Below are 23,689 nucleotides of genomic sequence, written 5' to 3'. Positions count from 1 at the left end.
TTCTGCGCTAGCATCGCTGACATGAACGCTGCGGACCTTGGGCTGCCGGTGGACGTGCCGTCGACCGCGCTCTTCACCGATCAGTACGAGCTGACCATGCTCCAGGCCGCCCTCCGGGCCGGCACCGCCGACCGGCGCTCCGTCTTCGAGGTCTTCACCCGAAGGCTGCCCGAGGGCCGGCGCTACGGCGTCCTCGCGGGCGTCGGACGGGTCCTGGACGCCGTCGAGAACTTCCGCTTCGACCCCGCCGTCCTCGGCTTCCTCCGCGAGCACGGCATCGTCGACGAGCCGACCCTCGCATGGCTGGGGCGCTACCGCTTCTCCGGCGACATCTGGGGCTACCCCGAGGGCGAGGTGTACTTCCCCGGCTCCCCCGTGCTGCGCGTCGAGGGCTCCTTCGCCGAGTGCGTGCTCCTGGAGACGGTGATCCTCTCGATCCTCAACCACGACTCGGCCATCGCCGCCGCCGCCTCCCGCATGTCGGCCGCGGCCTCCGGCCGCCGCCTGATCGAGATGGGCGCCCGGCGCACCCACGAACTGGCGGCCGTCGCCGCCTCCCGCGCCGCCTACGTCGGCGGCTTCGACTCCACGTCGGACCTCGCGGCCGGCTTCCGCTACGGCATCCCGACCGTCGGCACCTCCGCCCACGCCTTCACCCTCCTCCACGACAACGAGCGGGACGCCTTCCGGGCGCAGGTCGAGAGCCTCGGGCGCGGTACGACCCTGCTCGTCGACACCTACGACGTGACCGAGGCCGTCCGTACCGCCGTCGAGGTGGCGGGGCCCGAGCTCGGCGCCGTCCGCATCGACTCGGGCGATCTGCTGCTCGTCGCCCACCGGGTGCGGGCCCAGCTCGACGAGCTGGGCGCGCGGGACACGAAGATCGTCGTCACCTCGGACCTCGACGAGTACGCCATCGCCTCGCTGGCGGCGGCGCCGGTCGACGCGTACGGGGTGGGCACCCAGCTGGTCACCGGCAGCGGCCACCCCACCTGCTCCATGGTCTACAAGCTGGTCGCGCGGGCCACCTCGGCCGACCCCAAGGCGCCCCTCGCCCCGGTCGCGAAGAAGTCCCTGGGCGGCAAGGCCTCGGTCGGCGGCCGCAAGTGGGCGGCGCGCCGGCCCGACGCGTCCGGAATCGCCGAGGCGGAGGTCCTGGGCACCGGACCGGTCCCGCCGGAGCTCGCCGACCACCAGCTCCTGGTCGAGCTGGTCAAGGGAGGTGACGTGGTGGCCCGGGAGCCCCTGGAGGCCGCCCGGTCCCGGCACATCGCGGCCCGCGCCGGGCTGCCGATGTCGGCGATCCAGCTCTCCCGCGGTGAGCCGGTGCTGCCGACGGAGTACATGTAGGGGTCTCCGGGCCGGTCGCCTGACCGGCCCCGGCCGGTCCCGGCCGGTCCGGAACCGGCCCCGGACCGGTCTCCGGACCCACGGAGACGTCGTGGGGGTCCTCCCGGAGGGTTCCTCCGGGAGGACCGGACCCGCCCCCTCCCGGTGGGAGGGTGAAGTCTCTAGGCTCGAACCCACCCCTCCCCCGACGCGCTAAGGACACCCGCCATGCACCGCGCATTGATCGTTGTGGACGTTCAGAACGACTTCTGCGAGGGCGGCAGCCTCGCGGTGACCGGCGGCGCGGACGTCGCCGCCGCCATCACCGACCTGGTCGGCCAGACGGCGGGCACCTCCTACCGGCATGTGGTCGCCACCCGTGACCACCATGTCGACCCGGGCGGGCACTTCGCCCCGGCCGGCGAGGAGCCGGACTTCGTCACCTCCTGGCCGGTGCACTGCGTGGCCGGTACGGAGGGGGTCGGCTTCCACCCGAACTTCGCGCCCGCCGTCGCCAGCGGGGCGATCGACGCCGTCTTCGACAAGGGCGCGTACGACGCGGCGTACAGCGGTTTCGAGGGGCACGACGAGAACGGGCGGACGCTCGCGGAGTGGCTGCGCGAGCGGGAGGTCACCGAGGTCGACGTGGTGGGCATCGCCACCGACCACTGCGTCCGGGCGACCGCCCTGGACGCGGCCCGCGAGGGATTCCGGACCCATGTGCTGCTCGATCTGACGGCGGGCGTCTCGAAGCCGACGACGGACCGGGCCCTGGAGGAGCTGCGGACGGCGGGCGTGGAGCTGACCGGCAAGCCCGTGGTGGCCTGAGCACACCGGGTCCCGGGCTCCGTCAGGGACCCGCGAGGTCCGGGTCCGCGTCCGGGTCCCGGTCCCGGTCCTGCCCGGGCCGGGGCCCCCTCCGGGACCCCTCGGGGTCAGGCCGCCGGTTCCCTGGGGAGGGACCGTACGGGGTGCCAGAGCTCCTGGGCGGCGCCCGGGGTCGATCTCCACAGCAGCCCGTCCGGGTGGTGCAGGACGGCCGTGATCTCGTCCGGGGTGGGCGGCTCGCTGTTGCCCCGGAGGTAGACCGCTCGCAGCCCCAGGTTCCGCAGCCGGGTCAGGGCGCGGGCACGGTTGGCGGCGTGGACGAGGAAGCGGACGCTGGCCCCGTCGCGGGCCGGGCTGGGCAGCCCTATCGCGACGACCACACTGCCTCCCGGCAACTTGCAGAACCCTCCGTTGGGCATGCGGAACCACTCCCCCGTGGATCGACTGTCAATAAGAACATCGGTCTGTACTGCCAGACGCACCTAAACACGATCGGCCGCCGCCCGCTAGAGGGCGACGGCCGATCATGCTTTGACCTGCAGTTTTACCTGTTACTTCGTGGACGGACCCACGCGAACCGTGATCGTCTCGCCGCTCTTCGGCTCCTGGACGACCTGGATCTTGGTGTTGGTGTCAGTTACCTGGACACCCGCACGCGCGGTCTCCTGCAGCCAGTACGTGCCCTTGCGGTCGTCGAAGACCGGGTTGCCCGGCAGCGACGGGACGAACGCCGCGACGTCGGCCTTGTGAAGCAGAAGGCTGTCGGTCCGGTAGGTGCCGAAGGTGGAGTCGTAGGCCTGGACGCGGTTGCGCATCAGGCTGCCGTCCTTGAACTTCAGCGGGGTCGGGTGGGAGTCGATCGGAAGGATCAGACCGGCGCCCGGGTGGACGGCGGTGTTGTTGTCCTTCTGGGAGAGGTCCCACTTCCAGATGAGCAGGCCGTTCTGGTACGGGTAGTGCTCGACCCAGCTCGACTTGTCACCGGTGAACCCGAAGTTGTACGGGCCGACCTTGAGGGTGGCGTCGTACGAGACGTACTGGCGGTTCTCCGCGATGTAGTACTGGTCGTACGACTTCGTGAAGCCCTTGCCGACGCGCGAGAAGCCCTTGGCCGTCCAGCCGTTGTCACCGTTCTCGGCGTTGTCCGAGAAGACGGTGGCACCGTCGGCGGTCAGCGTGATGGCGTCGGCCGTGAAGCCCTTGCCGCCCGCGCCGCCGTCCGTCTGGTAGCGGAAGCGGAGGTCGAACTTCTTGCCCGCGTAGGCGTCGAGGCCGTAGACGAGCTCCTTGTGGGCGCCCGAGACGTCGGTCAGCGCCGGGGCGCCACTCGCGTCGCGCGGGAGCGGCTTGCCGTCGGCGGTGCCGTCCAGGGCCGTCCAGTTGGCGCCACCGTCGGTCGACACCTCGGTGTAGAGGTAGTCGTAGTCGAGCTCGATGTCGTACCAGCCCTTGAGGTTCAGGGAGGCGGACGTCTTGCCCGTCAGGTCGACGGAGCGGGTCAGGGTGTTCTTGAGGTCGTCACCCATGTTGCTCCACCACTGCGTGGCACCCTCGGCGGGCGCGACGACATCGGTGGTGACGGCCTTCTTCGGCAGCTCGACGAGGAGCGCCTGGGGGTTCTTCGTGTTGTACGCGGCCACACCGAGCTTGTGCGTGGAGTTCCAGGCGCGAGCCTCGTTCGCCACCTTGGTGTAGTTCAGCCAGCCGAGCTGGAGCTTGTCCCAGGCGTTCATGTCGCCGGGCAGGTCGCCGATGGCGTCCTTGCCGCGGCCGAGCCAGGAACCCGAGGACATGAGCGACCAGAAGCCGGTCGAGTTCTCGGCACCCTTGGCACCGGAGGTGTCGTACAGGTCCGGCAGACCGAGGTCGTGGCCGTACTCGTGCGCGAAGACGCCGAGGCCGCCGTTCTCCGGCTGCATCGTGTAGTCGCCGACCCAGATGCCGGAGTCACCGATCTGCGTGCCGCCGGCCTTGTTGTTCGCCGGACCGGTCTTGCCCGCGTTGGTGCCGTAGGCGTACCAGCGGTGGGCCCACAGGGCGTCGGTCGCCTGGGCGCCGCCGCCCGCCGACTCGTCCTCGCCCGCGTGGACGATCTGGAAGTGGTCGATGTACCCGTCGGGCTCGTTGAAGTTGCCGTCGCCGTCGAAGTCGTACCGGTCCCAGAGGTCGTACTGGGCCATGTCGGCCTTGATCTGGGCGTCGGTGCGACCCTTGGCCTTCTGGTCGGCGACGAAGGCGGTGACGCCGTCGCGTACCGCGTCCCAGACGTTGGCGCAGTTGGTGTTGCCGCAGTAGTTCGAGCCGTAACGGGCCTCGTTGTACTCGACCTTGACCCAGTCGGAGACGCCGCCGTCGACCGAGTAACGGCCGGACGAGGTCTTCTCGTAGTAGGTCTTCAGCGACTGCTTGGGCTGTCCCTTGGCGTCCTTGCCGGTGCCGAAGTACAGGTCCTGGAAGTGCTTCTGGTCGTAGTCCGCCTGCCACGCCGTGGAGTTGTCGTTCACACGGTCGGGCTCGGCTATCTGGTTGTGCAGGGGACCGGGCGTGCCGCCGAACTTCGGCTTCGGCTCGGTCGTGTCGTCGTCGGCACGGTCGACGAGGGTGGTGGTGTCCACCTTGTCGCCGAACTCGACGAGGATCGTGAAGATCTTGTCGGTCTTCTCGCGGCCGAGCTCGACGTACTTCTTGCTGTCGAGCTTGACCACCTGGGAGCCACCGCGGCGCTCCACCTTCGACTCGCCGCTCAGCACCTGCTCCAGGGCAGCCTTGCGCTGCTGCTCCTGCTGCTTGCTGAACGGGCCGTCGAGGTCGTGGTCGACCGCCGTCTTGTCGATGCCGGCGCCGAGCGCCGGGTCGTGACGGACATCGGCCGGCGTCACGCTGCCGTGATTGTCGGCCCATGCGGTGGTGAAGGTCGAGGCGGTGGCGGCGGTGGCCGCGAGCGCCACGACGACTGCGGACGTTCTGATCGCCCGTCGTCTGTTGGTCACTTGATATGTCCTCCCCGGCGCCCGCGTTCTCGGACCGAAGGTGGGGTGTCCGTCCGGCGGGTCGCGCGTCACAAGTGACGACATTCGACCGGAGGGAGACGAGAAAAGACAGATCTTGACTTGCACAGACCAAGTGCACTATGTGGGAGTCTGATTCCGATATTCGGACACTCCGCCTTCGCCGCCCGGCCGGCCCGCGAACCTCAACGAGCGCATTGACGGCGGCACTTGCCCGCCCGGATGACTCCGTGCGCCCCCCGTGCACCCGGCACCGTGGGTTAGGTCACGCTTACGTTTGGTCCGCCCGGGCATCCACTGTCATAGAGCCGGGCCCAGAGCCGACCGTTGTCCTGAGAGGGCGGTATTTGTCATGCAGCGTCCGAACGCCGCGCAACTCGCCTACGGCTCGGCCACCGTCGTCCTCGCGACCGTCGCCCTGCTGCTGCTCTCGGGCACGACCACGACCTCGGGCATCGCGGTGATCAGCCTCGCCGGCCTGCTGCTCGGACTGCTCGTTGCGGTGACGATGCCGGTGCGGGCGCCCGCCGTCAAGGGCCCGGAGACCGTTCAGGCTCCCCCGGAGAACGAGAAGATCCGGGTATCGACCGTGCGCGTGGGCGCGGGGGCCGATACCCGGACCGGGTCGTGACGAGCCCCTCCCCCTACGGGGCGGAGACCACCACCGTCTTCGCCGCCTTGTCGTGCAGACCCTGCTTGTAGGGCTTGTCGACCAGGATCAGGATCAGCAGGAGCAGCGGCCACAGGCAGGCGCAGCAGATCAGCGCGGGCAGCCACAGCACGACGGCGCGCAGCAGCGACTGGCTCATCGGGGGCGTCGAGCCGTCGTTGAGCATCGCGACCCGCAGCTTCATCCACTTCTTGCCGAGGGTCTGGCCGTTCTTGGCCACCATCACGGTGTCGTAGGCGACATACGCGACAATGGTGATCAGCTGGAAGACCAACTGGCTGCCGCCGTTGAGGCTGTTGACCGTGTCGCCGAAGTCGTTGCCGTCGGAGGTCGCCCGCGAGTAGATGTCGAACGGGATGCCGATGATCGCCAGCGGGATCGCGATGATCAGCCAGTCGATGATCCGGGCGATGATGCGCTTGCCGGACTCGGCGAGCGGCGGCATCCCGGAGAGCGGGTCGGTCCCGCCGTAGCCGGCGCCGTAGCCACCGTACGGGGGCGGGGGCGGCGGCATGTCGTTGCCGTACGGGGAGCCGCCCGTGGGGCCGTACGGGGAGCCGCCGGTGGGGCCGTACGGATTACCCGGCGGCGGGCCTCCCGGCGGGGGACCTCCCGGCGGCGGGCCTCCAGGGGGCGGGCCTCCCGGCGGCGGATCGGACGGCGGCCCCGGCGGGGGCGGCTGGCCCGCGGAGGGCGGCGGAGGCTCCTGCGGCCTCTTGAGGAAGGGGTCCTCCTCGGGCGGCTGGCCGGACGGCGGCTGATCGGTGCTCATGGGGGCAGTGCATCCCGGGCGCGGCACCCCCGCAAGGAATCACCGCCCGTTCGGGGGACCCCCGGCCATCGGGGGATCCCCGTCCGCCGGGGAGCTCCGGGCCGCCGGGGGCCGGGCGGCCCGCCGCGGGCTCAGCGGGCCACGAAGGTACGGGCGGCCTTGTCGTGCCAGCACTGGCGCCAGGGCCGGTCGAAGAGGCACCACAGGACGTTGAGGACGCCGACGACCAGTAGCCCCAGGACGCTGTAGACGAGCCAGCGGCGCAGGGAGGCACCGAACCTCGGCGGCTGGTGCGCCTCGATGTCCCGCACCTCGATCCCGCACAGCTTCTTGCCGAGCGTCCGGCCCCACTTGGCGGTGGGCAGGGCCTCGTACAGCACGCCGATGACGAACAGCGAGGCCAGCGCGATACCGAACTGGACCGAGGTCGTGGCGTCCAGCAGCCAGACCTGGACCGTGGCGCCGGACTGCTTGGCCGCCTCGATCTTGCCGTCGATGTGGTCGAGGGCGGCGGTCACGAACGGGAACGAGGCGGCGCCGACGAGCGCCCCCAGGACGACGGTGTCGATGATCCGGGCGAACAGGCGCCTGCCGAGCCCGGCGGGGCGCGCCGAGGCCTGCGCGCGGGCCGCCTGGACGAAGAGGTCGTCGACGGGCGGCTTCCAGGGGACGACGGGCGGCTGCTGCTCCTGGGGCTGCGGAGCCTGCGGCTGTTGTGCCTGAGGCTGCTGGGCCCAGGAGGGGGCGGCGGGCGACGGGGCGGGCGTCCGGTGCGCGGGGGCGGGCGCGGGTGCCGGGGCAGCCGCTACGGCCTCGGGGGCCGGCTGCGGAGTCGGCCGAGGAGCCTGCTGGGGAGTCGGCTGGGGCCGGGGGTCCGGCTGGGGCTGCTGCGGCGTCTGGGCGGGCGTGGGGATCCGTGTGACGGGCATTCCGCCGAGCCGCCCGGCCGTCCCTGACGCCCGGGGGTCCACCGCACGCGCCGGAGCCGCGGTCCCCGCCTCGGCGGGCTCGCTCGCACCGGCGACCGGCCACTCGGCCGGGGTGCGCGGGTCGGGGCTCCGGGGCGCGCCCCAGGAGACCTTCTGGTCGCGGTCGCCGCCGAAGCCGGTCTGGCGGGAGGTGTCCGCCTGCCAGGCGGAGGCGGGTTCCGCGGCGACCGGCTCCTCGTCGAAGAAGACGGGTCCGGTCTCCTCCACCGCGGGTACGGGGAGGGAGGCGGGAGCCTGGGCCTGGGCGGGGACGTGAGCGGGCGCCTGGACCTGAGGGGGCGCGGAGACGGCGGGCCGCCCGGGGCCGGGCTCGGGAGCGGGCTGCGGACGCTGCTGCTGCCGGTGCTCGGGCTGTACGGGCTCGGGCTGTACGGGCTCGGGCCGGTGGCCCTGCTGGTCCTGGCCCTGGTCCTGGTGCTGGTGCTGCTGCTCCTGGTGCTGCCGCGCCGGCTGTACGGGCTCGGGCCGGTCCGCGTGGACGGAGACAGGGGTGGGCGTCGGGCCGGAGGCCAGGATCGGTCCGGCCGGGATCGCCGAGGCGGGCGGAAGCGGCGGGACCTCGCCGTCCCGAGGGGCGGGCCGGCTCGTACCGGGAACCCAGGCTCCCCCGTTCCAGAACCGGATGTACCCGGGAATGGACGGGTCCGGGTAGTACCCCGCCTGCGGTACCTCTTCGCCGCCTCCAGGAGGAGTAGCCACTGCCCCGACTCCGTTCAGTCACAACGCCTTTGATCCGCACGGCCGCGTGCCGGGCGTGCCGCGCCCAAGGAGGACAGTAACGAAGAACGTCCCCGAGGGAACAAAGAGCCCGCGAGAAAGCAGGCCTTCGGGGGGACAGGTACCGGAATCGATCACTCCCGGTGATGTTCGGGGCGGCGCCTCCGTCCGACGTCCGGCGTGGAACCGGCCCGGAGAAAACTTCCCGGGAAAACTTCCCGAAGTCGCGTAATGAGACGTGGGCACCTCGCTCTCTCCCTGTGAAGGCCCGCCCGGGGCCGGTCCGCGAGAGGGAGAACGACCATGCAGAACACCGACAACACCACCGTCGAGCGCGAGCTGGAGCTGAAGCTGGTGCTCTCGCCCGAGCGGTCCGTCCCCGTCCCCGCCCGGCTCGCCTACCGCACCGACGACCCGTACGCCGTCCACGTCACCTTCCACATCGGCACGGACCACCCGGTCAACTGGACGTTCGCACGCGAACTCCTGGTCGAGGGCGTGTTCCGGGCGTGCGGGCACGGTGACGTGCGGATCTGGCCCACCAAGGTCGACGGCCGCGGGGTCGTCCTGATGGCGCTCTCCTCCCCCGACGGCGACGCCCTCCTCGAAGCCCCGTCCGCGCAGGTGTCCGCCTGGCTGGAGCGGACCCTGCGCGCGGTGCCGCCGGGCACCGAGTCCGAGCGGCTCGGCATCGACGACGGACTCGCCGAGCTCCTGGCGACCACCGCGATCTCCGACGAGCTGTGGCTGCGCGACCCGTGGCCGTCGGACGAGTCGCAGGACGGCGAGCTGTGATCCCCGTACCCCCGGGGCCCGTCGTCGGCGTGCCCCTGTCGTCAGAACAGCTTTCCGGGGTTGAGGAGGCCCAACGGGTCGAAGGTGGCCTTGATCCCGCGCTGGAGTTCCAGACCGACCGGCCCCAGCTCCCGTGCCAGCCACTCCTTCTTGAGGACGCCCACGCCGTGCTCGCCGGTGATCGTGCCGCCGAGCGCGAGCCCGAGCGCCATGATCTCGTCGAAGGACTCCCGCGCCCGCCGCGACTCGTCCTCGTCGGTGTGGTCGAAGCAGACGACGGGGTGGGTGTTGCCGTCGCCGGCGTGCGCGCAGACCCCGATGGTCAGGCCGTACTTCTCCGCGACGGCCGCCGTGCCGTCGAGCATCTCGGCGAGCCGTGTCCGCGGCACGCACACGTCGTCGATCATCGTCGCGGACTTGATGGTCTCCAGGGCCGTGAGGGAGAGCCGGCGCGCCTGGAGGAGGAGTGCGGACTCGGCGGTGTCCGCGGCCGGGACGACCTCGGTGGCGCCCGCCGCCACGCACAGCTCCCCGACGGCGGCCAGATCGGCGGCCGGGTCCGGGGTGTCGAAGGCACACAGGAGCAGCGCCTCGGTGGTGTCGGGCAGTCCCATGCGCGCCAGCTTGTTGACGGCCTGGACGGTGGTGCGGTCCATGAGTTCGAGCAGCGACGGGGTGTGGCCGCGCTCCATGATCGCGCAGACGGCCGCGCAGGCGGCGGCCGCGGAGGGGAACTCGGCGGCGAGCGCGAGCTGCGCCGGAGGCTGCGGCCTGAGGGCGAGCACGGCCTTGACGACGATGCCGAGGCTGCCCTCCGAGCCGACGAAGAGCCTGGTCAGGTCATACCCGGCGACGCCCTTGGCGGTGCGGCGGCCGGTGGTCAGGAGGCGGCCGTCGGCGAGGACGACGTCGAGGCCGAGGACGTACTCGGCCGTCACCCCGTACTTCACACAGCACAGTCCGCCGGAGGCCGTGCCGATGTTCCCGCCGATGGTGCACATCTCCCAGCTGGACGGGTCCGGCGGGTAGTACAGGCCGTGTTCGGCGACGGCCCGTGACAGCACGGCGTTGATCACGCCCGGTTCGACGACGGCGATCCGGTCGACCGGGCTGATCTCCAGGACGCGGTCCATCTTGACCAGGGAGAGCACGATGCAGCCCTCGGAGGCGTTGGCCCCGCCGGAGAGGCCGGTGCGGGCGCCCTGCGGGACGACGGGGACGCGGAGCTCGGTCGCGGTGCGCATGACGTGCTGCACCTGTTCGACGGTGCGCGGGAGCACGACGACCGCGGGGGCGCCGGCCTCGCAGAAGCTCGCCATGTCGCGCGCGTAGGAGGCGGTCACGTCCGGGTCGGTGAGCAGCGCCTCGGCGGGGAGCCCGGCGCGCAGCCGCGTCAGAAGATCGTCCATGCCTCCAGCCTGGCACCCGGGGCCATCGGTGTGAACCCGCCGGGGCGGGCGCTTCGTGTGCTCTTCGTACAGGTGCGGGCGGGCGCACAGTGAGCGCCATGAAGACGCAGAACGTGTCGAGGACGGTCCTGGCGGCCGGAGTGGGCGCGGTGCTCGCGGCGACGGCGCTGCTGTACGTCCCCGAGCTCGTCGGCCAGGGGCCGCCGCCCCCGCCCGGACCGGCGGAACGGGCGACGATCGCGGCGCACGCGGGCGCGCAGGCCGCGCTGCCCGACCTGGTCGCGCTGATCACCGACCGGGAGAAGTGGCTGCGGTCCCATCCGGACGACGAGGCGTCGTGGGCGGAGCTCGGCGCGGCGTACACGGAGCGCGGGACGCGCCTCGGTGACGTACGGGACTATCCGCGGGCCGAGAAGGCGCTGCGGCGCTCCCTCGCCGAGAAGCCCGCAGCCGGGGGCAATCTCGCCGCGCAGCTGGGGCTGGGGGCGCTCGCGGGGGCGCGCGGCGACTGGAGGTCCGCGAAGGAGTGGGGCGAGAAGGTCCGGAAGGCCGATCCGCGCCGCTGGCCCGTGTATCCGGTCCTGATGGACGCGTACAACGGTCTCGGGGAGTACAGGGCGGCCCAGAAGGCGATGGAGAGCCTGGAGGGGCTCCGCGGGGGCGCGGTGGTACGGAGCAGGGCGTCGCAGACCTACCGGGACCGCGGCTGGCGCGAGGACGCCGACCTCGCGGCCCTGGACGCGGTGGCGCTCGCGGAGACGGGCGCGGAGAAGGCGGCCTCGCTCGCGCGGCTCGGGGACCTGGCGTGGGACCGGGGCGAACCGGACGAGGCACTGGTGCGGTACGGGGCGGCGCTGGGGCTCGTACGGGACCACGGGCCCTCGCTCGCGGGCCGTGCGCGGGCGCTCGCGGCGCTGGGCCGCACCGACGAGGCGGTGCGCGACTGGCGGGCGGCGCTGGCCCGGCTGCCGCTGCCCGAGTACCTCCTGGAGGCCGGCGAGCTGTACGAGTCGCTGGGCAGGGACGCGGACGCGCGGGCCCTGTACGAGCGGCTGCGGACGGGCACCTGGGCGCAGGGCGGGGTGACCCTCGCGCTGCTCGACGCGGACCACGGCAACCCGGCGGCGGCGGTCGCCCGGATGCGGGCGGAGTGGGCGCGCGGGCACCGTTCGGTGCGGGTGGCGGACGCGCTGGGATGGGCGCTGCACCGGTCGGGCGCGACCGGGGAGGCGCTGGAGTACGCGAAGCGGGCCACGGACGAGGGGCTGCGGAGCGCGCTGTTCACGTACCACCGGGGCGAGATCGAACGGGCTCTTGAGCGGTCCGGCCCGGCCCGGCGTCATCTGGCGGAGGCGCTGCGGATCAACCCGCACTTCTCGCCGCTGCTCGCGCCGAAGGCGACGCAGGCGATGGCGGCGCTGGGCGAGCCCTCGGACGAACCCCCGAAGGAGCTCCGCCCGGAGCCCGAGACACCGCGGAAGGCGGCGGCGCCGGCGGAGGCCGCGGAACCGGCGAAGGCGGACCCGGCCGGGGCGGAACCGGCGGACTCGTCGGCGAAGCCCGCCGAGCCCGCGACGCCCGCGACGCAGTAGGACGGGCGGGGCGCGCGGGCATCGGCGGAGAGGTGGGGCGTCCCGGACGAGCCCCGTGTCCCGCCGGGACGCCCAGGGCCGTCCCGGCCACCCTGCGTCGGCCGCGGGCGCCCGGGTCGGCCCGGTCTGTGGCGCACGGTGAGGGGCCCGGGGTGTGGCCCCGGGCCCCTCACCGTGCGAACGGGTGTCTAGAGGTTGCCGCGCTTCTCCTGCTCGCGCTCGATGGCCTCGAACAGCGCCTTGAAGTTGCCCTTGCCGAAGCCCATGGAGCCGTGGCGCTCGATCATCTCGAAGAAGACGGTCGGGCGGTCCTGGACCGGCTTGGTGAAGATCTGCAGCAGGTAGCCGTCCTCGTCGCGGTCGACGAGGATCTTCAGCTCGCGCAGGGTCTCGACGGGCACGCGGGTCTCGCCGGCCCACTCGCCGAGGGTGTCGTAGTACGAGTCGGGGGTGTCGAGGAAGGAGACACCCGCGGCCCGCATCGCGCGCACGGTGGCGACGATGTCGTTGGTGGCGAGGGCGATGTGCTGGACGCCGGCGCCGCCGTAGAACTCCAGGTACTCGTCGATCTGCGACTTCTTCTTCGCGATCGCGGGCTCGTTGATCGGGAACTTCACCTTGAGGGTGCCGTCCGCGACGACCTTCGACATCAGCGCCGAGTACTCGGTCGCGATGTCGTCGCCCACGAACTCCTTCATGTTCGTGAAGCCCATGACCTTGTTGTAGAAGCCGACCCAGTCGTTCATCCGGCCGAGCTCGACGTTGCCGACGCAGTGGTCGATGGCCTGGAAGGTGCGCTTGGCCGGCGGCTCGACGATCGGCTTGGCGGCGACGAAGCCCGGCAGGTAGGGGCCGTCGTAGCCGGAGCGCTCGACGAGGGTGTGGCGGGTCTTGCCGTACGTCGCGATGGCGGCGAGGACGACGGTGCCGTTCTCGTCCTTCACCTCGTGCGGCTCGGTGAGGCCGGTGGCACCGTGCTCGACGGCGTACGCGTACGCCGCACGCGCGTCCGGCACCTCGATCGCCAGGTCGACGACGCCGTCACCGTGCTCGGCGACGTGGTCGGCGAGGAAGCGGCCCCGGTCGGTGGAGACCTTGATGACGGAGGTGAACACGAAACGGGCGGCGCCGTTGGTGAGCACGTAGCTGGCGGTCTCGCGGCTGCCGTTCTCCGGTCCGGAGTAGGCGACGAGCTTCATGCCGAAGGCCGTGGAGTAGTAGTGCGCGGCCTGCTTGGCGTTGCCGACGGCGAAGACGACCGCGTCCATTCCCTTGACCGGGAAGGGATCGGCCTTACGCGCGGTGGAGGGGGTGTGATCGATGGTCTCAGTCATGGCAGCAATGTCCCGCCGTTCTGCAAGGTGCGCAAGAGTTCGTTGATCTGCTGGTCATGTTGCACAGTGACGGGCGAGTATGGCCGTGCGACTTGTACATCCTGACCATGGGGAGACCGCTGTGGCGATCGATCATTTGGACGGCCGGCTGATCGGGCTCCTCGCGCGCGAGCCGCGCATCGGGGTCCTGGAGGCCTCCCGGCGGCTGGGGGTGGCGCGCGGCACGGTGCAGGCGCGGCTCGACCGGCTCCAGGCGAGCGGGGTGATCAGGGGCTTCGGACCCCAGGTGGACCCGGCGGCCCTGGGCTACCCGGTGACGGCCTTCGCGACCCTGGAGATCAAGCAGGGGCAGGGAGCGGACGTGCGGGAGCACCTGGCGACGGTGCCGGAGGTGCTGGAACTGCACACGACGACGGGCCACGGCGACATGCTCTGCCGTCTCGTCGCCCGCTCGAACGCGGACCTCCAGCGGGTGATCGACAAGGTGGTCGCCTTCGAGGGGATCGTGCGGGCGTCGACGGCGATCGTGATGGAGAACCCGGTGCCGCTGCGGATCATCCCGCTGGTGGAGCAGGCGGCACAGGAGTAGCGGCAGGAGTGCCGGCGTACGCGTGGCGGCACAGGAGCAGGCGCCGCACGAGGAGCCGGGCCGGCCCGCGCAGTAGTTACAAAGGACCAGTTGCAAAGAATCCCTTGCAACTGGTCCTTTGCAACTCTACGCTCGGACCATGCCCGAGCCCGAAGGATTCTCGACCCGCCCCCTGGACCCGCGCACCCTGCGCGGACTCGCCCACCCCCTCCGCATCCAGCTGCTGCGCGCCCTTCGCGCCCACGGCCCCGCCACCGCCTCCCAACTGGCGGAACGACTGGGCGAGTCCAGCGGCGCGACCAGCTACCACCTGCGCCAGCTCGCCGCCCACGGCTTCGTCGAGGACGACCCGACGCGGGGCAAGGGCCGCGAGCGGTGGTGGAAGGCCGGCCAGCAGGGCGTGACCGTCGACGAGACGCTCTCCCGCAACCCGGACCCCGAGGTCCGCGGCGCCCTCGACCTCTACGTCCACGAGATCGCCACCATCCACACCCAGGAGCTGAGCACCTACCTCGGCACCCGGCACGACTGGGGCGACGCCTGGGTCGGCGTCTCCGACATGAGCGACTTCACGCTGCGCCTGACCCCCGAGAGACTCCGCGAGCTCGACACGAGGATGCACGCCCTCATCGCGAGCTACCGGGACGTCGAGGAGTCGGACGCCCCGGACGCCGAGCGCGTACGGATCCATCTGCACGCGTTCCCGCAGCACGAGAACTGACGGAAGGAACCACGGAGTCATGCACGCCGATATCCACCTCCAGCTCCACCAGCTGCACGCCGCCGAACTCCACCGCGAGGCCGCGGCCACCGCCCGGCCGGACACCGGCCCTCGCCTCCCCGGCCCCACCCTCCGTGTCCAGCTCGGCTGGCGGCTCGTGGAGCTGGGCCTGCGCCTGGCCACGCCCGCGCACCGCCGCCCGGTCACCCTGGCCGCATGACCGCTCCGGGGGGAAGCGACACGGGTACCGCGAAGGCGGGCGCGGCGAAGGCGGACCGGATCCCGCTCGCGACCGTCCTCACCGCCAACGCCGTATCCATCACAGGCAATTCGCTCACACTCATCGGCGTCCCGTGGTTCGCGCTCGACACCACGGGAAGCCCCGGCAAGGCCGGGATCGTCGCCTTCTGCGCCGCCCTGCCCGTCCTGGTCTCCGCGATCGCCGGCGGCCCCGTCATCGACCGGATCGGGCGGCGCCGGGTCTCCATCGCCTCGGACCTCGTCTGCGCCGTCGCGCTCGCCGCGATCCCGCTGCTCAACCGGGCCGGACTCCTGCAGTTCTGGATGCTGTGCGCGCTGATGGCCGTCACCGGCCTCTTCCACGCACCCGGCGAGACGGCCCGCCATGTCCTCGTCCCCGACCTGGCGCGGCACGCCGGCACCCCCCTCACCCGCGCCGCCAGCCTCTACGACGCCGTGTCGCGCGGCGCCCGGATGACCGGCGCCGCCCTGGCCGGCCTCCTCGTGGCGTTCATGGGCGCCGACACCGTCCTGTACGTCGACGCCGCCACGTTCGCCGTCTCCGCGCTGCTCGTCCTCGCCGGCCTGCGCGGCATCCCCTCCGCCGAACCCCTGCGCGGAGCCCCGCCGCTCTCGCCGGCCGCCTACCGGGCCGATCTGCGCGAGGGCTACGCCTTCCTGCTGCGCACCCGGCTGCTCCTCGGCATCAACTTCGCGGTGATGATGACCAACGGTCTGGCGCAGAGCTGGAGTTCGGTCCTCCTCCCGCTCCACGCCCGCGAGGACCTCGGCGGTTCGGCCTCGCTCGGCCTGCTCGTCGCCGTCTCGGGCGGCTGCGCCCTCGTCGGGGCGCTGGTCTACGGGGCCGTCGGCCACCACCTCCCGCGCCGTCCGGTCTTCGCGGCCGGGTTCCTGCTCACCGGCGCACCCGCGTACGTGACCGCGGCCCTCACCGACACCACCGCGCCGCTGCTCGTGGCGATGGCCCTCGGCGGGCTCGGGGCGGGCGTGCTCAACCCGATTCTCACCACGGTCTTCTACGAGACCGTCCCGGAGGCACTGCGCAGCCGTGTCGGCGGCGCCAGCACGGCCTCCGTGCTGCTCACCGCCCCGCTCGGCGGGCTCGCCGCCGGATTCCTGGTGGAGCGTGCGGGGCTCACCTCGGCGCTGCTCACGATCGGCGGGGTGTACTTCCTGGCCAGCCTGTCACCGCTGGTGTTCCCCTCCTGGCGGGGCATGGACGCGCCGGGAACGGCCGCGGCCGGTGCGGCGGGGATCAGCAGGCCGGAACCTTCGACTCCTGACCCTGCTCCAACGCCCGGAGGGACGCCACCGCGTCGCTGAGCGCGGTGACGGGGATGAGCCGCATCCCCGCCGGCAGCTCGGCCCGGGCGTCCGAGCACTCGTCCTTCGGTACGAGGAAGACGGTGGCCCCGTCGCGGGAGGCGGCCTGGGTCTTCAGGGAGACCCCGCCGACGGCGCCGACCGTGCCGTTCGCCTCGATGGTGCCCGTACCGGCGACGATACGGCCGCCGGTGAGGTCACCGCCGTCACCGTCGCCGTCGAGCTTCTCGACGATGCCGAGGGAGAAGAGCAGCCCGGCACTGGGCCCGCCGATGTCGGCGAGGTGCAGGGTCACCTTCACCTTCTCGGGGTCCATCTCGAGGTAGTCGAGCGCGGCGAGGGTGGCCGCGTCCTGCGACTCCTTCATCTGGCCGAGGTTGTGCTTCTCGATCTCGGCGTCGGACTTCCCCGAGGGGTAGACGGAGTCGTGCGGAAGGACGGCCCGGTCGGTACGGAACCAGGCGTCGGCCACGTCCGCGAGGTCCACGTCCGTGGACGGCCCGGTCGCGACGATCGTCGTCATCCGCAGCTGGCCCTCGGTGTCCCGGACGGGGGCACCGGTGATGGTGATGACCTCCTGCCCCTTGTCCTTGCCGAGCACGTCGGCGGTGGTGCCGGGCTGCGCGATCGCGTACGGCAGCGGCGCGAGCCCGACGACGGCGAAGAGCGCGGCGACGGGCAGGGCGCAGAGTGCGAGCGCGCGGGGACGGGAGAGACTGGAGAGCACGCGTCCAATCTACTGGGGCGCGCGGGCTACCGGGGCACGGGCAGCCGACGGGCGGGTGCCCGGCCCTCGCCCGGAGCCGTACCCCCGGGCAGCCGCGCGTTCGAGCGCCCCGCGCCCCGCGTCCCACGCCCTAGCGCAGGGCGTCGGCGACCTCTCGCGCCGCGTCCACCACTCGCGGCCCCACACGCTCCGGCACCGCGTCCGCGAGCATCACGACGCCGACGCTGCCCTCGACCCCGGTCACGCCGACCAGCGGTGCGGCCGCACCGCTCGCCCCGGCCTCCAGCTCGCCGTGGGTGAGGGTGAAGCCCGGTTCGATCAGTCCGCCCTGGCGGGCGGCGAGAATGGCGCGGCCGGCCGCGCCCCGGTCCAGCGGGTGACGGAAGCCGGCCCGGTAGGCGACGTGGTAGTCGGTCCAGGTCGGTTCGACGACCGCGACGGCGAGCGCCTCCGCCCCGTCGACCAGGGTCAGATGGGCCGTCGCGCCGATGTCCTCGGCGAGCGAGCGCAGCGCGGGCAGCGCGGCCTCTCGGACCAGGGGGTGGACCTGGCGGCCGAGCCGGAGCACGCCGAGGCCGACGCGGGCACGTCCGCCGAGGTCGCGGCGGACGAGGGCGTGCTGCTCGAGGGTGGCGAGCAGACGGTAGACCACTGTCCGGTTGACACCGAGTTTGTTGGACAACTCGGTGACGGTCAGGCCGTGGTCGGTGTCGGCGAGCAGTTTGAGGACTCTGAGTCCCCGGTCGAGCGTCTGGGAGGTCTCCGCGGTCACGACGCCCTCTCCTTCGGAGTGAGTGGCGGCGGTGCTCTCACGGGGTCGCGTCGCCGGTCCCGTCGGCGACGCACGTCAGAGGCCGCCGGCAGGAAGGGGTACACCGGCTGCGCTCCGCGGCGGCGCTGCCACGGGGCGATTGCTATTGAGCCGGGACAGTAGCGACCCGCTCCGCTCAGCGGAAGACCTCGTCCAGAATCCGGGCGTCGGCGACCGTATAGAGACGGTTCGGGACCTTCGTCGGTCGCACGCGGGACTTTGGCGGACAAGATCGGCTTTGTCGTGCCCTTAGCGTGGAGGGCCGGGAGGCCGACCGTGGGGGCCGGTCTCCGAGGTGGTCCCGCCGTCGGTCTTCCCCGCCGGATCCACCGCCGCGTGGGACGAATGAGGCCCGTACGACCGCCGTCGTACGGGCCTCAGCCACATCTGCCGCGCCTTCGCGGGCGAAGGCGTCACCGCTCGCGCCCGCCGCGGGCGGAAGGGATCACCGCTCGCGCCGGCCGGCGGAAGGGGTCACCGCATCCGGGTGGCCCACTCCTGCACCTTCTTGATCCGTTCCCGGATCTGGCCGGCGGTGGCCTCCGCGCTCGGCGGACCGCCGCACACCCGGCGCAGCTCCGTGTGGATCACGCCGTGGGGCTTGCCGGTCTGGTGGACGTACGCGCCCACCATCGTGTTGAGCTGCTTGCGCAGTTCCAGGAGCTCCTTGTGCGAAACGACAGGGCGCCGCTCGGCCGGAAGCTCCAGGAGGTCCGCCTCGTCGTCCGGCTTCTTGCGGCTGTGCGCGATCTGCCGGGCCTGGCGCTTCTGCAGCAGCAGCTGGACCTGGTCGGGTTCGAGAAGCCCGGGGATGCCGAGGTAGTCCTGCTCCTCGGCGCTGCCGGGGTGGGCCTGCATGCCGAACTCGGCGCTGTTGTAGAGGACCCGGTCGAAGACCGCGTCGGACTCCAGCGCCTCGAAGGGCAGCATGTCCTGCTCACCGGTGTCCTCGTCCTGCTCGCGCTCGGCCTCCGCCATCTCCTTCTCGGACTCGGCGTACGGGTCCTCGTCCTCGCCCGCCTTCTTCGGCTTGTCAAGGACGTGGTCCCGCTCGACCTCCATCTCGTTGGCGAAGCCGAGGAGACTGGGAATCGTCGGAAGGAACACGGAGGCGGTCTCGCCGCGCCTGCGGGAACGCACGAAGCGGCCGACGGCCTGCGCGAAGAAGAGCGGGGTCGAGATCGTCGTCGCGTACACGCCGACGGAGAGGCGTGGCACGTCGACGCCCTCGGACACCATGCGGACGGCGACCATCCAGCGATCGTTGTTCTCGCTGAACTCGTCGATGCGGTTCGAGGCGCCGGTGTCGTCGGAGAGGACGACGGTGGCCTTGGTGCCGGTGATCTCGCGGATCAGCTTGGCGTACGAACGGGCCGATTCCTGGTCGGAGGCGATGACGAGGCCACCGGCGTCCGGGATGGACTTGCGGACCTCGGTGAGCCGCTGGTCGGCCGCGCGCAGCACGTTGGGCATCCAGTCGCCCTTCGCGTCCAGCGCGGTGCGCCAGGCCTGCGAGACGGCGTCCTTGGTCATCGGCTCGCCGAGGCGGGCGGCGATCTCGTCGCCCGCCTTGGTGCGCCAGCGCATGTTGCCGCTGTAGGAGAGGAAGATGACCGGCCGGACGACGCCGTCGCCGAGGGCGTTGCCGTAGCCGTACGTGTAGTCCGCCGAGGACCTGCGGATGCCGTCGTTCCCCTCCTCGTACGTGACGAAGGGGATGGGGTTGGTGTCGGACCGGAAGGGCGTACCGGTCAGCGCGAGGCGCCGCGTCGCGGGCTCGAACGCCTCCAGGCAGGCCTCGCCCCAGGACTTGGAGTCTCCGGCGTGGTGGATCTCGTCGAGGATGACGAGGGTCTTGCGCTGCTCGCAGCGGTTGCGGTGGAGCATGGGGCGGACGCCGACACCCGCGTAGGTGATCGCGACGCCGTCGTACTCCTTGCTGAGCGGCCCGGCGCTGTAGTCCGGGTCCAGCTTGATCCCTATCCTCGCGGCGGCCGCGGCCCACTGCTTCTTGAGGTGCTCGGTGGGCGCGACCACGGTGATCTGCTGCACGACATGGTGGTGCAGCAGCCAGGACGCGAGGGTCAGGGCGAAGGTCGTCTTGCCGGCGCCGGGGGTGGCGACGGCGAGGAAGTCACGGGGCTGCTCCTGGAGGTACCGGTCCATGGCGCCCTGCTGCCAGGCTCGCAGCTTGCCGGCGGTACCCCACGGGGCCCGGCCGGGGAAGGCGGGAGAGAGGTGGTGTGAGGAGGTGGTGGTAGTAGTCACGATCTCCGGGTTCGACGCTCGTCCAGATATGACAACCGGGCCACCTTACCGGTGCGGGTGCCTCGCCCGACCCCCGGCGAGGGTGTGGCGAGGCCGCTTGAGAGAGTCCTCACAGCTCCCGCAGCCGCCGCGCAATGCCCGGAATGTCCCCCTCGGTACCGGCCGCGACATCGATGACCAGCGCGTATGCGCGGTCCTTGTCGGCCTCGGCGAGATCGACTCCGTTCACGGCGAGGAAGGTGGCCGCGGAGAGCCAGGCGGCGCGCTTGTTCCCGTCGACGAAGGGGTGGTTGGCGGCGAGCGCGTGGAGCAGGACGGCGGCCTGCTCCCACAGGTCGGTGTAGGCGCTCTCGCCGAACATCCGCGCCCTCGGCCGGTGCACGGCGGACTCCAGGAGCCCCGGGGCCCGCAGCTCGGGCACGCCCTCGCCGGTGAAGGCGGTCCGGGCGATCCCCTCGACCTCGGCGACGGTCAGGAAGCGAGTGGTGGCACGCGTGGTCATTCGCCGAGCCTCCTCAGGAGGGAGTCGTGCCGCAGGGCGAGACGCACGGCGTGATGCTGTACGAGGGTGGCCTCGACGGTCAGGAACCGGGCGAGGGCCTGCTCGGCCAGCTCCTCCGGGGTGACGCCCCGGGCGTCGGCGAGATCGGCGAACCCGTCACCGACCGAAACGGTCATGTCACGCATGGCGCGAGCGTACGGGGCCGCCGTCCCGCCCGGCGACGGCTTTACGCCCCGCCGCATACCCCCGCGGCCCAGTCCGTACCTCCGAGCCCGCCCCACGGCCCGCGTCGGTGTCCGCCCCCGCGCCCCGCCCCACGGCCCGCGTCGGTGTCCGCCCCCGCGCCCCGCCCCACGGCCCGCGTCGGTGTCCGCCCCCGCACCCTTCTCCGTAGGCGCGGGCTCGCCCCCCTACCCCCGCCCCGCGCCCTGCTCGCCGTGCAGCCGGGTCGCCACCCACGCGCCCACCGCCGCCACCGCCGCCATCGGCAGGAAGACCGCCGCGAAGGCCGCCGGGTGGGAGCCCGTGGCCGCGGAGGACGTGACCGTGTGGCCGACCGCGCCGCCGCCCAGCGCCGCGAAGGCCGCGCCGCCCGCCGCGAGCAGGAGGACGTTGGAGAGGCCGTCCGAGATCTGCAGGGCGGCCGAGTTCGCGCCGACCTCCTCGGGCGCGGAGAGCTTCATGAGCAGCACGCTCGTCGAGGCGATCACGGCGCCCATGCCGAGGCAGCCGAGGCCCCAGACCGCCGCGAGCACCCACACGGGCACGGCCGTGATCAGCACGCTCGGTGCCGCCGCGATGGAGAGCGCGACCAGGACCATGCCGAGGACGACCAGCCGTTCCCGGTACGGCTCCGTCCAGGGCCGGGCCTGGATCCAGGAGCCGAGGGCCCAGGTGAGGCCGCCCGCGGCGAGCGAGAAGCCGGCGAGGGTGGGGCTCAGGCCCCGCTGGGTGACCAGCATCAGCGGCACGAAGGACTCGGCCGCGATGAAGGCGCCCGCGGCGATCCCCCGCAGCAGGACGACGGACGGCAGCCCGCGGGCCGCCCGCCAGGTGCCGTGCGGCAGCAGACCGCGGACGGCGGGGACGAGCAGCGCGACGCCCGCCGCGGCCGGCAGCAGGGAGAGCCAGCGCAGCTCCTGTCCGGCGTACTGAAGGAGCGCCGCGCCCGCCGAGATGCCGAGCGCGAGCCGGATCCGGCGCCGGTCCCAGGGGGCGACCGGTGCGGTCGGGTCGGCGGGGCCGGAGGCGGTGCGGCGTATCGCGGGGAGGGCGAGGGCCAGCGGGAAGACGACGAGGACGGGGATGCCGACGAAGACCCAGCGCCAGCCGAGGTGCTCGGTGACCGTTCCGGCGGCGAGCGGTCCGACGACGGAGGGGACGACCCAGCAGGCGGCGAACGCGGCCATGATCGCGGGCCTGAGGTGCTCCGCGTAGGCCCGGCCGACGATCACGTACAGCGCGACGATCACGAGCCCGCCGCCCAGGCCCTGGACGGCCCGGCCGAGGATGAACATCCACATGGCGCCGGCGGTCCCGGAGAGCAGCAGTCCGACGGCGAAGGCGCTGATGCCCGCGGTGAGGGGCGCGAGCGGCCCGCTCCGGTCGGACCACTGTCCGGCCAGGACCATGGCGAAGAGGCTGGTGGTGAAGTACGCGGAGAAGGCGAAGGCGTAGACGGACACGCCGTTCAGCTCGCGGGCCGCGACGGGCATCGCCGTGCCGACGGCGGTCGCCTCGAAGGCGATGAGCAGGACGACGGAGACGATGCCGATGCTGAGCGCCCGGTGGGCCGGGTCGAGGACGGATCCCCTGGTGTCGTCGTGCGCGACGGCACCGGGTCCGGGGCGTGGGGCGACGTCGGCGTCGCGGGGTTCGAGGGCGCTCATTCCCCCAGGGTAAGAGGTGAAGCGCTGGATGACCCCTGTCAGGAGTCCCGATGCCGCTCAGCCCTTGGACGTACGACCGTGAACGGAGTGTGGCAGCGGTATGGCAGTCGCGTTGCACCGCACCCGAACCCCTTGAGCCCCTTCCCGCCCCGCCGTACGGTCGTACTCGTGCACAACACGACCGTGTGCCCGAGTGGTTGAGGGGCTCGCCTGCAAAGCGAGTTACGTGGGTTCAATTCCCGCCACGGTCTCTATCGGATCTACACGGCCCTCATGGGGCCGTGCCGCGGTCCGCCCTTGAGTGATCAGGGCGGACGCAAGCCGGGCGTCCTCGTGGGCCCGGCCCTCGTCGGCGGCCTGCTGCCGGGCGTGACGCCGGGCGCGGAGCGCCCGACGCCGTCCTCTCCGTCCTCTCCGTCCTCTCCGTCTCCGCGGCGGCCCTGGTGACGGTGGTCCCGCGGCCTCTACCGCTCCCCCCGCCACTGCTTCGTCTCGAAGACGGGCTTCTCGGCGAGCCCGGCGTCCTTCTCGCAGCCCAGCTTCTTCACGACCGCCAGGGTGACGGAGTGGAGGACGGTGAGGTACGCCTCCCGGGTGGCGGCGGTGTTCTCGGGGAAGGCGCCCTTCGCCGACTTGGCGAACCTGAGCTCGCCCTCGATGGGGGCAGGCTCCCGGTCCGAACCCTTCAGCCGCGGACTGGTGCACCCGACGAAGAGATGGGCCGCCTTGTTGTCGGTGCTCGCCTCCCGGCCCATCCCGTAGAGGTACCGGCCCTGGGCCGTCCACCGGGCACCGTCGTCGTACAGGTCGTCGCGCTCGTACAGCCTGAAGCCGATCGTGACCCCGGCACTCGGGGCGGCGGCGTCGGCTTCGGCCTCGCACATCGCACGGTGGCCGGGGGGCCGCCCCGTCGCCGCCCGGTCCTCGATCAGCTCGTTCACGGCCCGCTCCAGCCCCCCGCTCCCGGCCGCCGAGAACTTCTGCGTACCCAGCACCGACTCCAGCGCGCCCGCCGCCACGGGCGAGAGCGCCCCGTCGCACTGCTGCGCGGCGGTGACCCGCGGCGGCTCCTTCTCGTCGCTGCCGCAGGCGGTGAGGAGCAGACCGAGCGCCAGCACGGTCGATACGGTCGCGGACGCTCTTCTCATCGGGATT

General features: G+C 72.3%; 22 protein-coding genes and 1 tRNA gene. 10 read left to right on the top strand and 13 right to left on the bottom strand.

The window, feature by feature from the left end; genetic code table 11:
• Window positions 1–21 precede the first annotated feature (21 nt).
• Both ACH4MY_RS29585 and ACH4MY_RS29580 read left to right on the top strand, forming a co-directional pair.
• Window positions 22–1,350 (top strand): nicotinate phosphoribosyltransferase, encoded by a 1,329-nt coding sequence (locus ACH4MY_RS29585; protein ID WP_398006785.1) that lies wholly within the window; start codon window positions 22–24, stop codon window positions 1,348–1,350.
• A 207-nt stretch (window positions 1,351–1,557) separates the two neighbouring features.
• Window positions 1,558–2,157 carry a nicotinamidase gene (locus tag ACH4MY_RS29580; protein WP_398006784.1) on the top strand — a complete coding sequence of 200 codons (600 nt, stop codon included), beginning with the start codon at window positions 1,558–1,560 and terminating at the stop codon, window positions 2,155–2,157.
• Window positions 2,158–2,264: 107 nt separating this feature from the next.
• Here the strand turns inward: ACH4MY_RS29580 and ACH4MY_RS29575 are convergent, their stop codons facing one another.
• Together ACH4MY_RS29575 and ACH4MY_RS29570 are read right to left on the bottom strand one after the other, a co-directional pair.
• On the bottom strand, window positions 2,265–2,576 hold the full coding sequence (locus ACH4MY_RS29575) for a hypothetical protein (protein WP_189829830.1): 312 nt from the start codon (window positions 2,574–2,576) through the stop codon (window positions 2,265–2,267).
• Between the two features lie 132 nt (window positions 2,577–2,708).
• Complete coding sequence (locus ACH4MY_RS29570) at window positions 2,709–5,147, bottom strand: immune inhibitor A domain-containing protein (RefSeq protein ID WP_398006783.1); 2,439 nt, start codon at window positions 5,145–5,147, stop codon at window positions 2,709–2,711.
• A 370-nt stretch (window positions 5,148–5,517) separates the two neighbouring features.
• Between ACH4MY_RS29570 and ACH4MY_RS29565 the strand changes: the two genes are divergently transcribed.
• On the top strand, window positions 5,518–5,796 hold the full coding sequence (locus ACH4MY_RS29565; RefSeq protein ID WP_398006782.1) for a hypothetical protein: 279 nt from the start codon (window positions 5,518–5,520) through the stop codon (window positions 5,794–5,796).
• A 13-nt stretch (window positions 5,797–5,809) separates the two neighbouring features.
• On the opposite strand, the gene ACH4MY_RS29560 is transcribed toward ACH4MY_RS29565, so the two are convergent.
• Together ACH4MY_RS29560 and ACH4MY_RS29555 are read right to left on the bottom strand one after the other, a co-directional pair.
• Window positions 5,810–6,607, bottom strand: coding sequence for an RDD family protein (locus tag ACH4MY_RS29560; protein WP_398006781.1), 798 nt, complete (start codon window positions 6,605–6,607; stop codon window positions 5,810–5,812).
• A 131-nt stretch (window positions 6,608–6,738) separates the two neighbouring features.
• Window positions 6,739–8,295 carry an RDD family protein gene (locus ACH4MY_RS29555; RefSeq protein WP_398006780.1) on the bottom strand — a complete coding sequence of 519 codons (1,557 nt, stop codon included), beginning with the start codon at window positions 8,293–8,295 and terminating at the stop codon, window positions 6,739–6,741.
• Window positions 8,296–8,616: 321 nt separating this feature from the next.
• Between ACH4MY_RS29555 and ACH4MY_RS29550 the strand changes: the two genes are divergently transcribed.
• Complete coding sequence (locus ACH4MY_RS29550) at window positions 8,617–9,108, top strand: SsgA family sporulation/cell division regulator (RefSeq protein ID WP_398006779.1); 492 nt, start codon at window positions 8,617–8,619, stop codon at window positions 9,106–9,108.
• 41 nt (window positions 9,109–9,149) lie between these two features.
• Here ACH4MY_RS29550 and ACH4MY_RS29545 read toward each other — a convergent pair whose 3' ends face one another.
• Complete coding sequence (locus tag ACH4MY_RS29545; protein WP_398006778.1) at window positions 9,150–10,517, bottom strand: FAD-binding oxidoreductase; 1,368 nt, start codon at window positions 10,515–10,517, stop codon at window positions 9,150–9,152.
• 98 nt (window positions 10,518–10,615) lie between these two features.
• Here ACH4MY_RS29545 and ACH4MY_RS29540 point away from each other — a divergent pair, with 98 nt between their 5' ends.
• Window positions 10,616–12,109, top strand: a complete 1,494-nt coding sequence (locus ACH4MY_RS29540) for a tetratricopeptide repeat protein (protein WP_398006777.1) — start codon at window positions 10,616–10,618, stop codon at window positions 12,107–12,109.
• A 188-nt stretch (window positions 12,110–12,297) separates the two neighbouring features.
• Here ACH4MY_RS29540 and hppD read toward each other — a convergent pair whose 3' ends face one another.
• Window positions 12,298–13,443 (bottom strand): 4-hydroxyphenylpyruvate dioxygenase, encoded by a 1,146-nt coding sequence (hppD, locus tag ACH4MY_RS29535; protein ID WP_398006776.1) that lies wholly within the window; start codon window positions 13,441–13,443, stop codon window positions 12,298–12,300.
• Between the two features lie 121 nt (window positions 13,444–13,564).
• Between hppD and ACH4MY_RS29530 the strand changes: the two genes are divergently transcribed.
• From ACH4MY_RS29530 to ACH4MY_RS29515, 4 genes are all read left to right on the top strand, one after another.
• Complete coding sequence (locus ACH4MY_RS29530) at window positions 13,565–14,032, top strand: Lrp/AsnC family transcriptional regulator (protein WP_398006775.1); 468 nt, start codon at window positions 13,565–13,567, stop codon at window positions 14,030–14,032.
• 139 nt (window positions 14,033–14,171) lie between these two features.
• Window positions 14,172–14,753, top strand: a complete 582-nt coding sequence (locus ACH4MY_RS29525; protein ID WP_398006774.1) for an ArsR/SmtB family transcription factor — start codon at window positions 14,172–14,174, stop codon at window positions 14,751–14,753.
• Between the two features lie 19 nt (window positions 14,754–14,772).
• A complete protein-coding gene (locus ACH4MY_RS29520; protein WP_398006773.1) occupies window positions 14,773–14,973 on the top strand; it encodes a hypothetical protein in 201 nt (66 codons plus the stop codon).
• On the top strand, window positions 14,970–16,337 hold the full coding sequence (locus tag ACH4MY_RS29515; protein ID WP_398006772.1) for an MFS transporter: 1,368 nt from the start codon (window positions 14,970–14,972) through the stop codon (window positions 16,335–16,337). Before ACH4MY_RS29520 ends, ACH4MY_RS29515 begins: the two co-directional genes overlap by 4 nt.
• On the opposite strand, the gene ACH4MY_RS29510 is transcribed toward ACH4MY_RS29515, so the two are convergent.
• From ACH4MY_RS29510 to ACH4MY_RS29485, 6 genes are all read right to left on the bottom strand, one after another.
• A complete protein-coding gene (locus ACH4MY_RS29510) occupies window positions 16,270–17,064 on the bottom strand; it encodes a S16 family serine protease (RefSeq protein WP_398006771.1) in 795 nt (264 codons plus the stop codon). The two genes, ACH4MY_RS29515 and ACH4MY_RS29510, sit on opposite strands and share 68 nt — an antisense overlap.
• Window positions 17,065–17,194: 130 nt before the next feature.
• The gene (locus ACH4MY_RS29505) at window positions 17,195–17,836 is read right to left on the bottom strand and encodes an IclR family transcriptional regulator (protein WP_015033894.1); all 642 of its coding nucleotides are present in this window, start codon (window positions 17,834–17,836) and stop codon (window positions 17,195–17,197) included.
• A 513-nt stretch (window positions 17,837–18,349) separates the two neighbouring features.
• On the bottom strand, window positions 18,350–20,146 hold the full coding sequence (locus ACH4MY_RS29500; RefSeq protein ID WP_398006888.1) for a DEAD/DEAH box helicase: 1,797 nt from the start codon (window positions 20,144–20,146) through the stop codon (window positions 18,350–18,352).
• A 106-nt stretch (window positions 20,147–20,252) separates the two neighbouring features.
• A complete protein-coding gene (locus tag ACH4MY_RS29495; protein ID WP_398006770.1) occupies window positions 20,253–20,645 on the bottom strand; it encodes a type II toxin-antitoxin system death-on-curing family toxin in 393 nt (130 codons plus the stop codon).
• Window positions 20,642–20,830 (bottom strand): hypothetical protein, encoded by a 189-nt coding sequence (locus ACH4MY_RS29490; RefSeq protein ID WP_398006769.1) that lies wholly within the window; start codon window positions 20,828–20,830, stop codon window positions 20,642–20,644. Before ACH4MY_RS29490 ends, ACH4MY_RS29495 begins: the two co-directional genes overlap by 4 nt.
• A gap of 225 nt (window positions 20,831–21,055) precedes the next feature.
• The gene (locus ACH4MY_RS29485; protein WP_398006768.1) at window positions 21,056–22,534 is read right to left on the bottom strand and encodes an MFS transporter; all 1,479 of its coding nucleotides are present in this window, start codon (window positions 22,532–22,534) and stop codon (window positions 21,056–21,058) included.
• 179 nt (window positions 22,535–22,713) lie between these two features.
• Here ACH4MY_RS29485 and ACH4MY_RS29480 point away from each other — a divergent pair.
• Window positions 22,714–22,785: transfer RNA gene (locus ACH4MY_RS29480), tRNA-Cys, on the top strand.
• 213 nt (window positions 22,786–22,998) lie between these two features.
• On the opposite strand, the gene ACH4MY_RS29475 is transcribed toward ACH4MY_RS29480, so the two are convergent.
• The gene (locus ACH4MY_RS29475) at window positions 22,999–23,682 is read right to left on the bottom strand and encodes a hypothetical protein (RefSeq protein WP_398006767.1); all 684 of its coding nucleotides are present in this window, start codon (window positions 23,680–23,682) and stop codon (window positions 22,999–23,001) included.
• Between the last annotated feature and the right edge of the window lie 7 nt (window positions 23,683–23,689).

Origin of the sequence: Streptomyces sp. NPDC017246 (genome assembly GCF_044331325.1) — a bacterium.
Classification (GTDB): Bacteria; Actinomycetota; Actinomycetes; order Streptomycetales; family Streptomycetaceae; genus Streptomyces.
The sequence above is the reverse complement of the archived record's forward strand: the minus strand, read 5'-3'. Positions and strand labels throughout refer to the sequence as shown.

Bases quoted from the DNA above. Each gene is read 5' to 3' on its own strand.
- ACH4MY_RS29545 (WP_398006778.1), bottom strand. From the start codon at position 10,517: ATGGACGATCTTCTGACGCGGCTGCGCGCCGGGCTCCCCGCCGAGGCG.
- ACH4MY_RS29485 (WP_398006768.1), bottom strand. From the start codon at position 22,534: ATGAGCGCCCTCGAACCCCGCGACGCCGACGTCGCCCCACGCCCCGGA.
- ACH4MY_RS29540 (WP_398006777.1), top strand. From the start codon at position 10,616: ATGAAGACGCAGAACGTGTCGAGGACGGTCCTGGCGGCCGGAGTGGGC.
- hppD (WP_398006776.1), bottom strand. From the start codon at position 13,443: ATGACTGAGACCATCGATCACACCCCCTCCACCGCGCGTAAGGCCGAT.
- ACH4MY_RS29525 (WP_398006774.1), top strand. From the start codon at position 14,172: ATGCCCGAGCCCGAAGGATTCTCGACCCGCCCCCTGGACCCGCGCACC.
- ACH4MY_RS29520 (WP_398006773.1), top strand. From the start codon at position 14,773: ATGCACGCCGATATCCACCTCCAGCTCCACCAGCTGCACGCCGCCGAA.
- ACH4MY_RS29580 (WP_398006784.1), top strand. From the start codon at position 1,558: ATGCACCGCGCATTGATCGTTGTGGACGTTCAGAACGACTTCTGCGAG.
- ACH4MY_RS29585 (WP_398006785.1), top strand. From the start codon at position 22: ATGAACGCTGCGGACCTTGGGCTGCCGGTGGACGTGCCGTCGACCGCG.
- ACH4MY_RS29560 (WP_398006781.1), bottom strand. From the start codon at position 6,607: ATGAGCACCGATCAGCCGCCGTCCGGCCAGCCGCCCGAGGAGGACCCC.
- ACH4MY_RS29490 (WP_398006769.1), bottom strand. From the start codon at position 20,830: ATGCGTGACATGACCGTTTCGGTCGGTGACGGGTTCGCCGATCTCGCC.
- ACH4MY_RS29515 (WP_398006772.1), top strand. From the start codon at position 14,970: ATGACCGCTCCGGGGGGAAGCGACACGGGTACCGCGAAGGCGGGCGCG.
- ACH4MY_RS29495 (WP_398006770.1), bottom strand. From the start codon at position 20,645: ATGACCACGCGTGCCACCACTCGCTTCCTGACCGTCGCCGAGGTCGAG.
- ACH4MY_RS29475 (WP_398006767.1), bottom strand. From the start codon at position 23,682: ATGAGAAGAGCGTCCGCGACCGTATCGACCGTGCTGGCGCTCGGTCTG.
- ACH4MY_RS29575 (WP_189829830.1), bottom strand. From the start codon at position 2,576: ATGCCCAACGGAGGGTTCTGCAAGTTGCCGGGAGGCAGTGTGGTCGTC.
- ACH4MY_RS29550 (WP_398006779.1), top strand. From the start codon at position 8,617: ATGCAGAACACCGACAACACCACCGTCGAGCGCGAGCTGGAGCTGAAG.
- ACH4MY_RS29565 (WP_398006782.1), top strand. From the start codon at position 5,518: ATGCAGCGTCCGAACGCCGCGCAACTCGCCTACGGCTCGGCCACCGTC.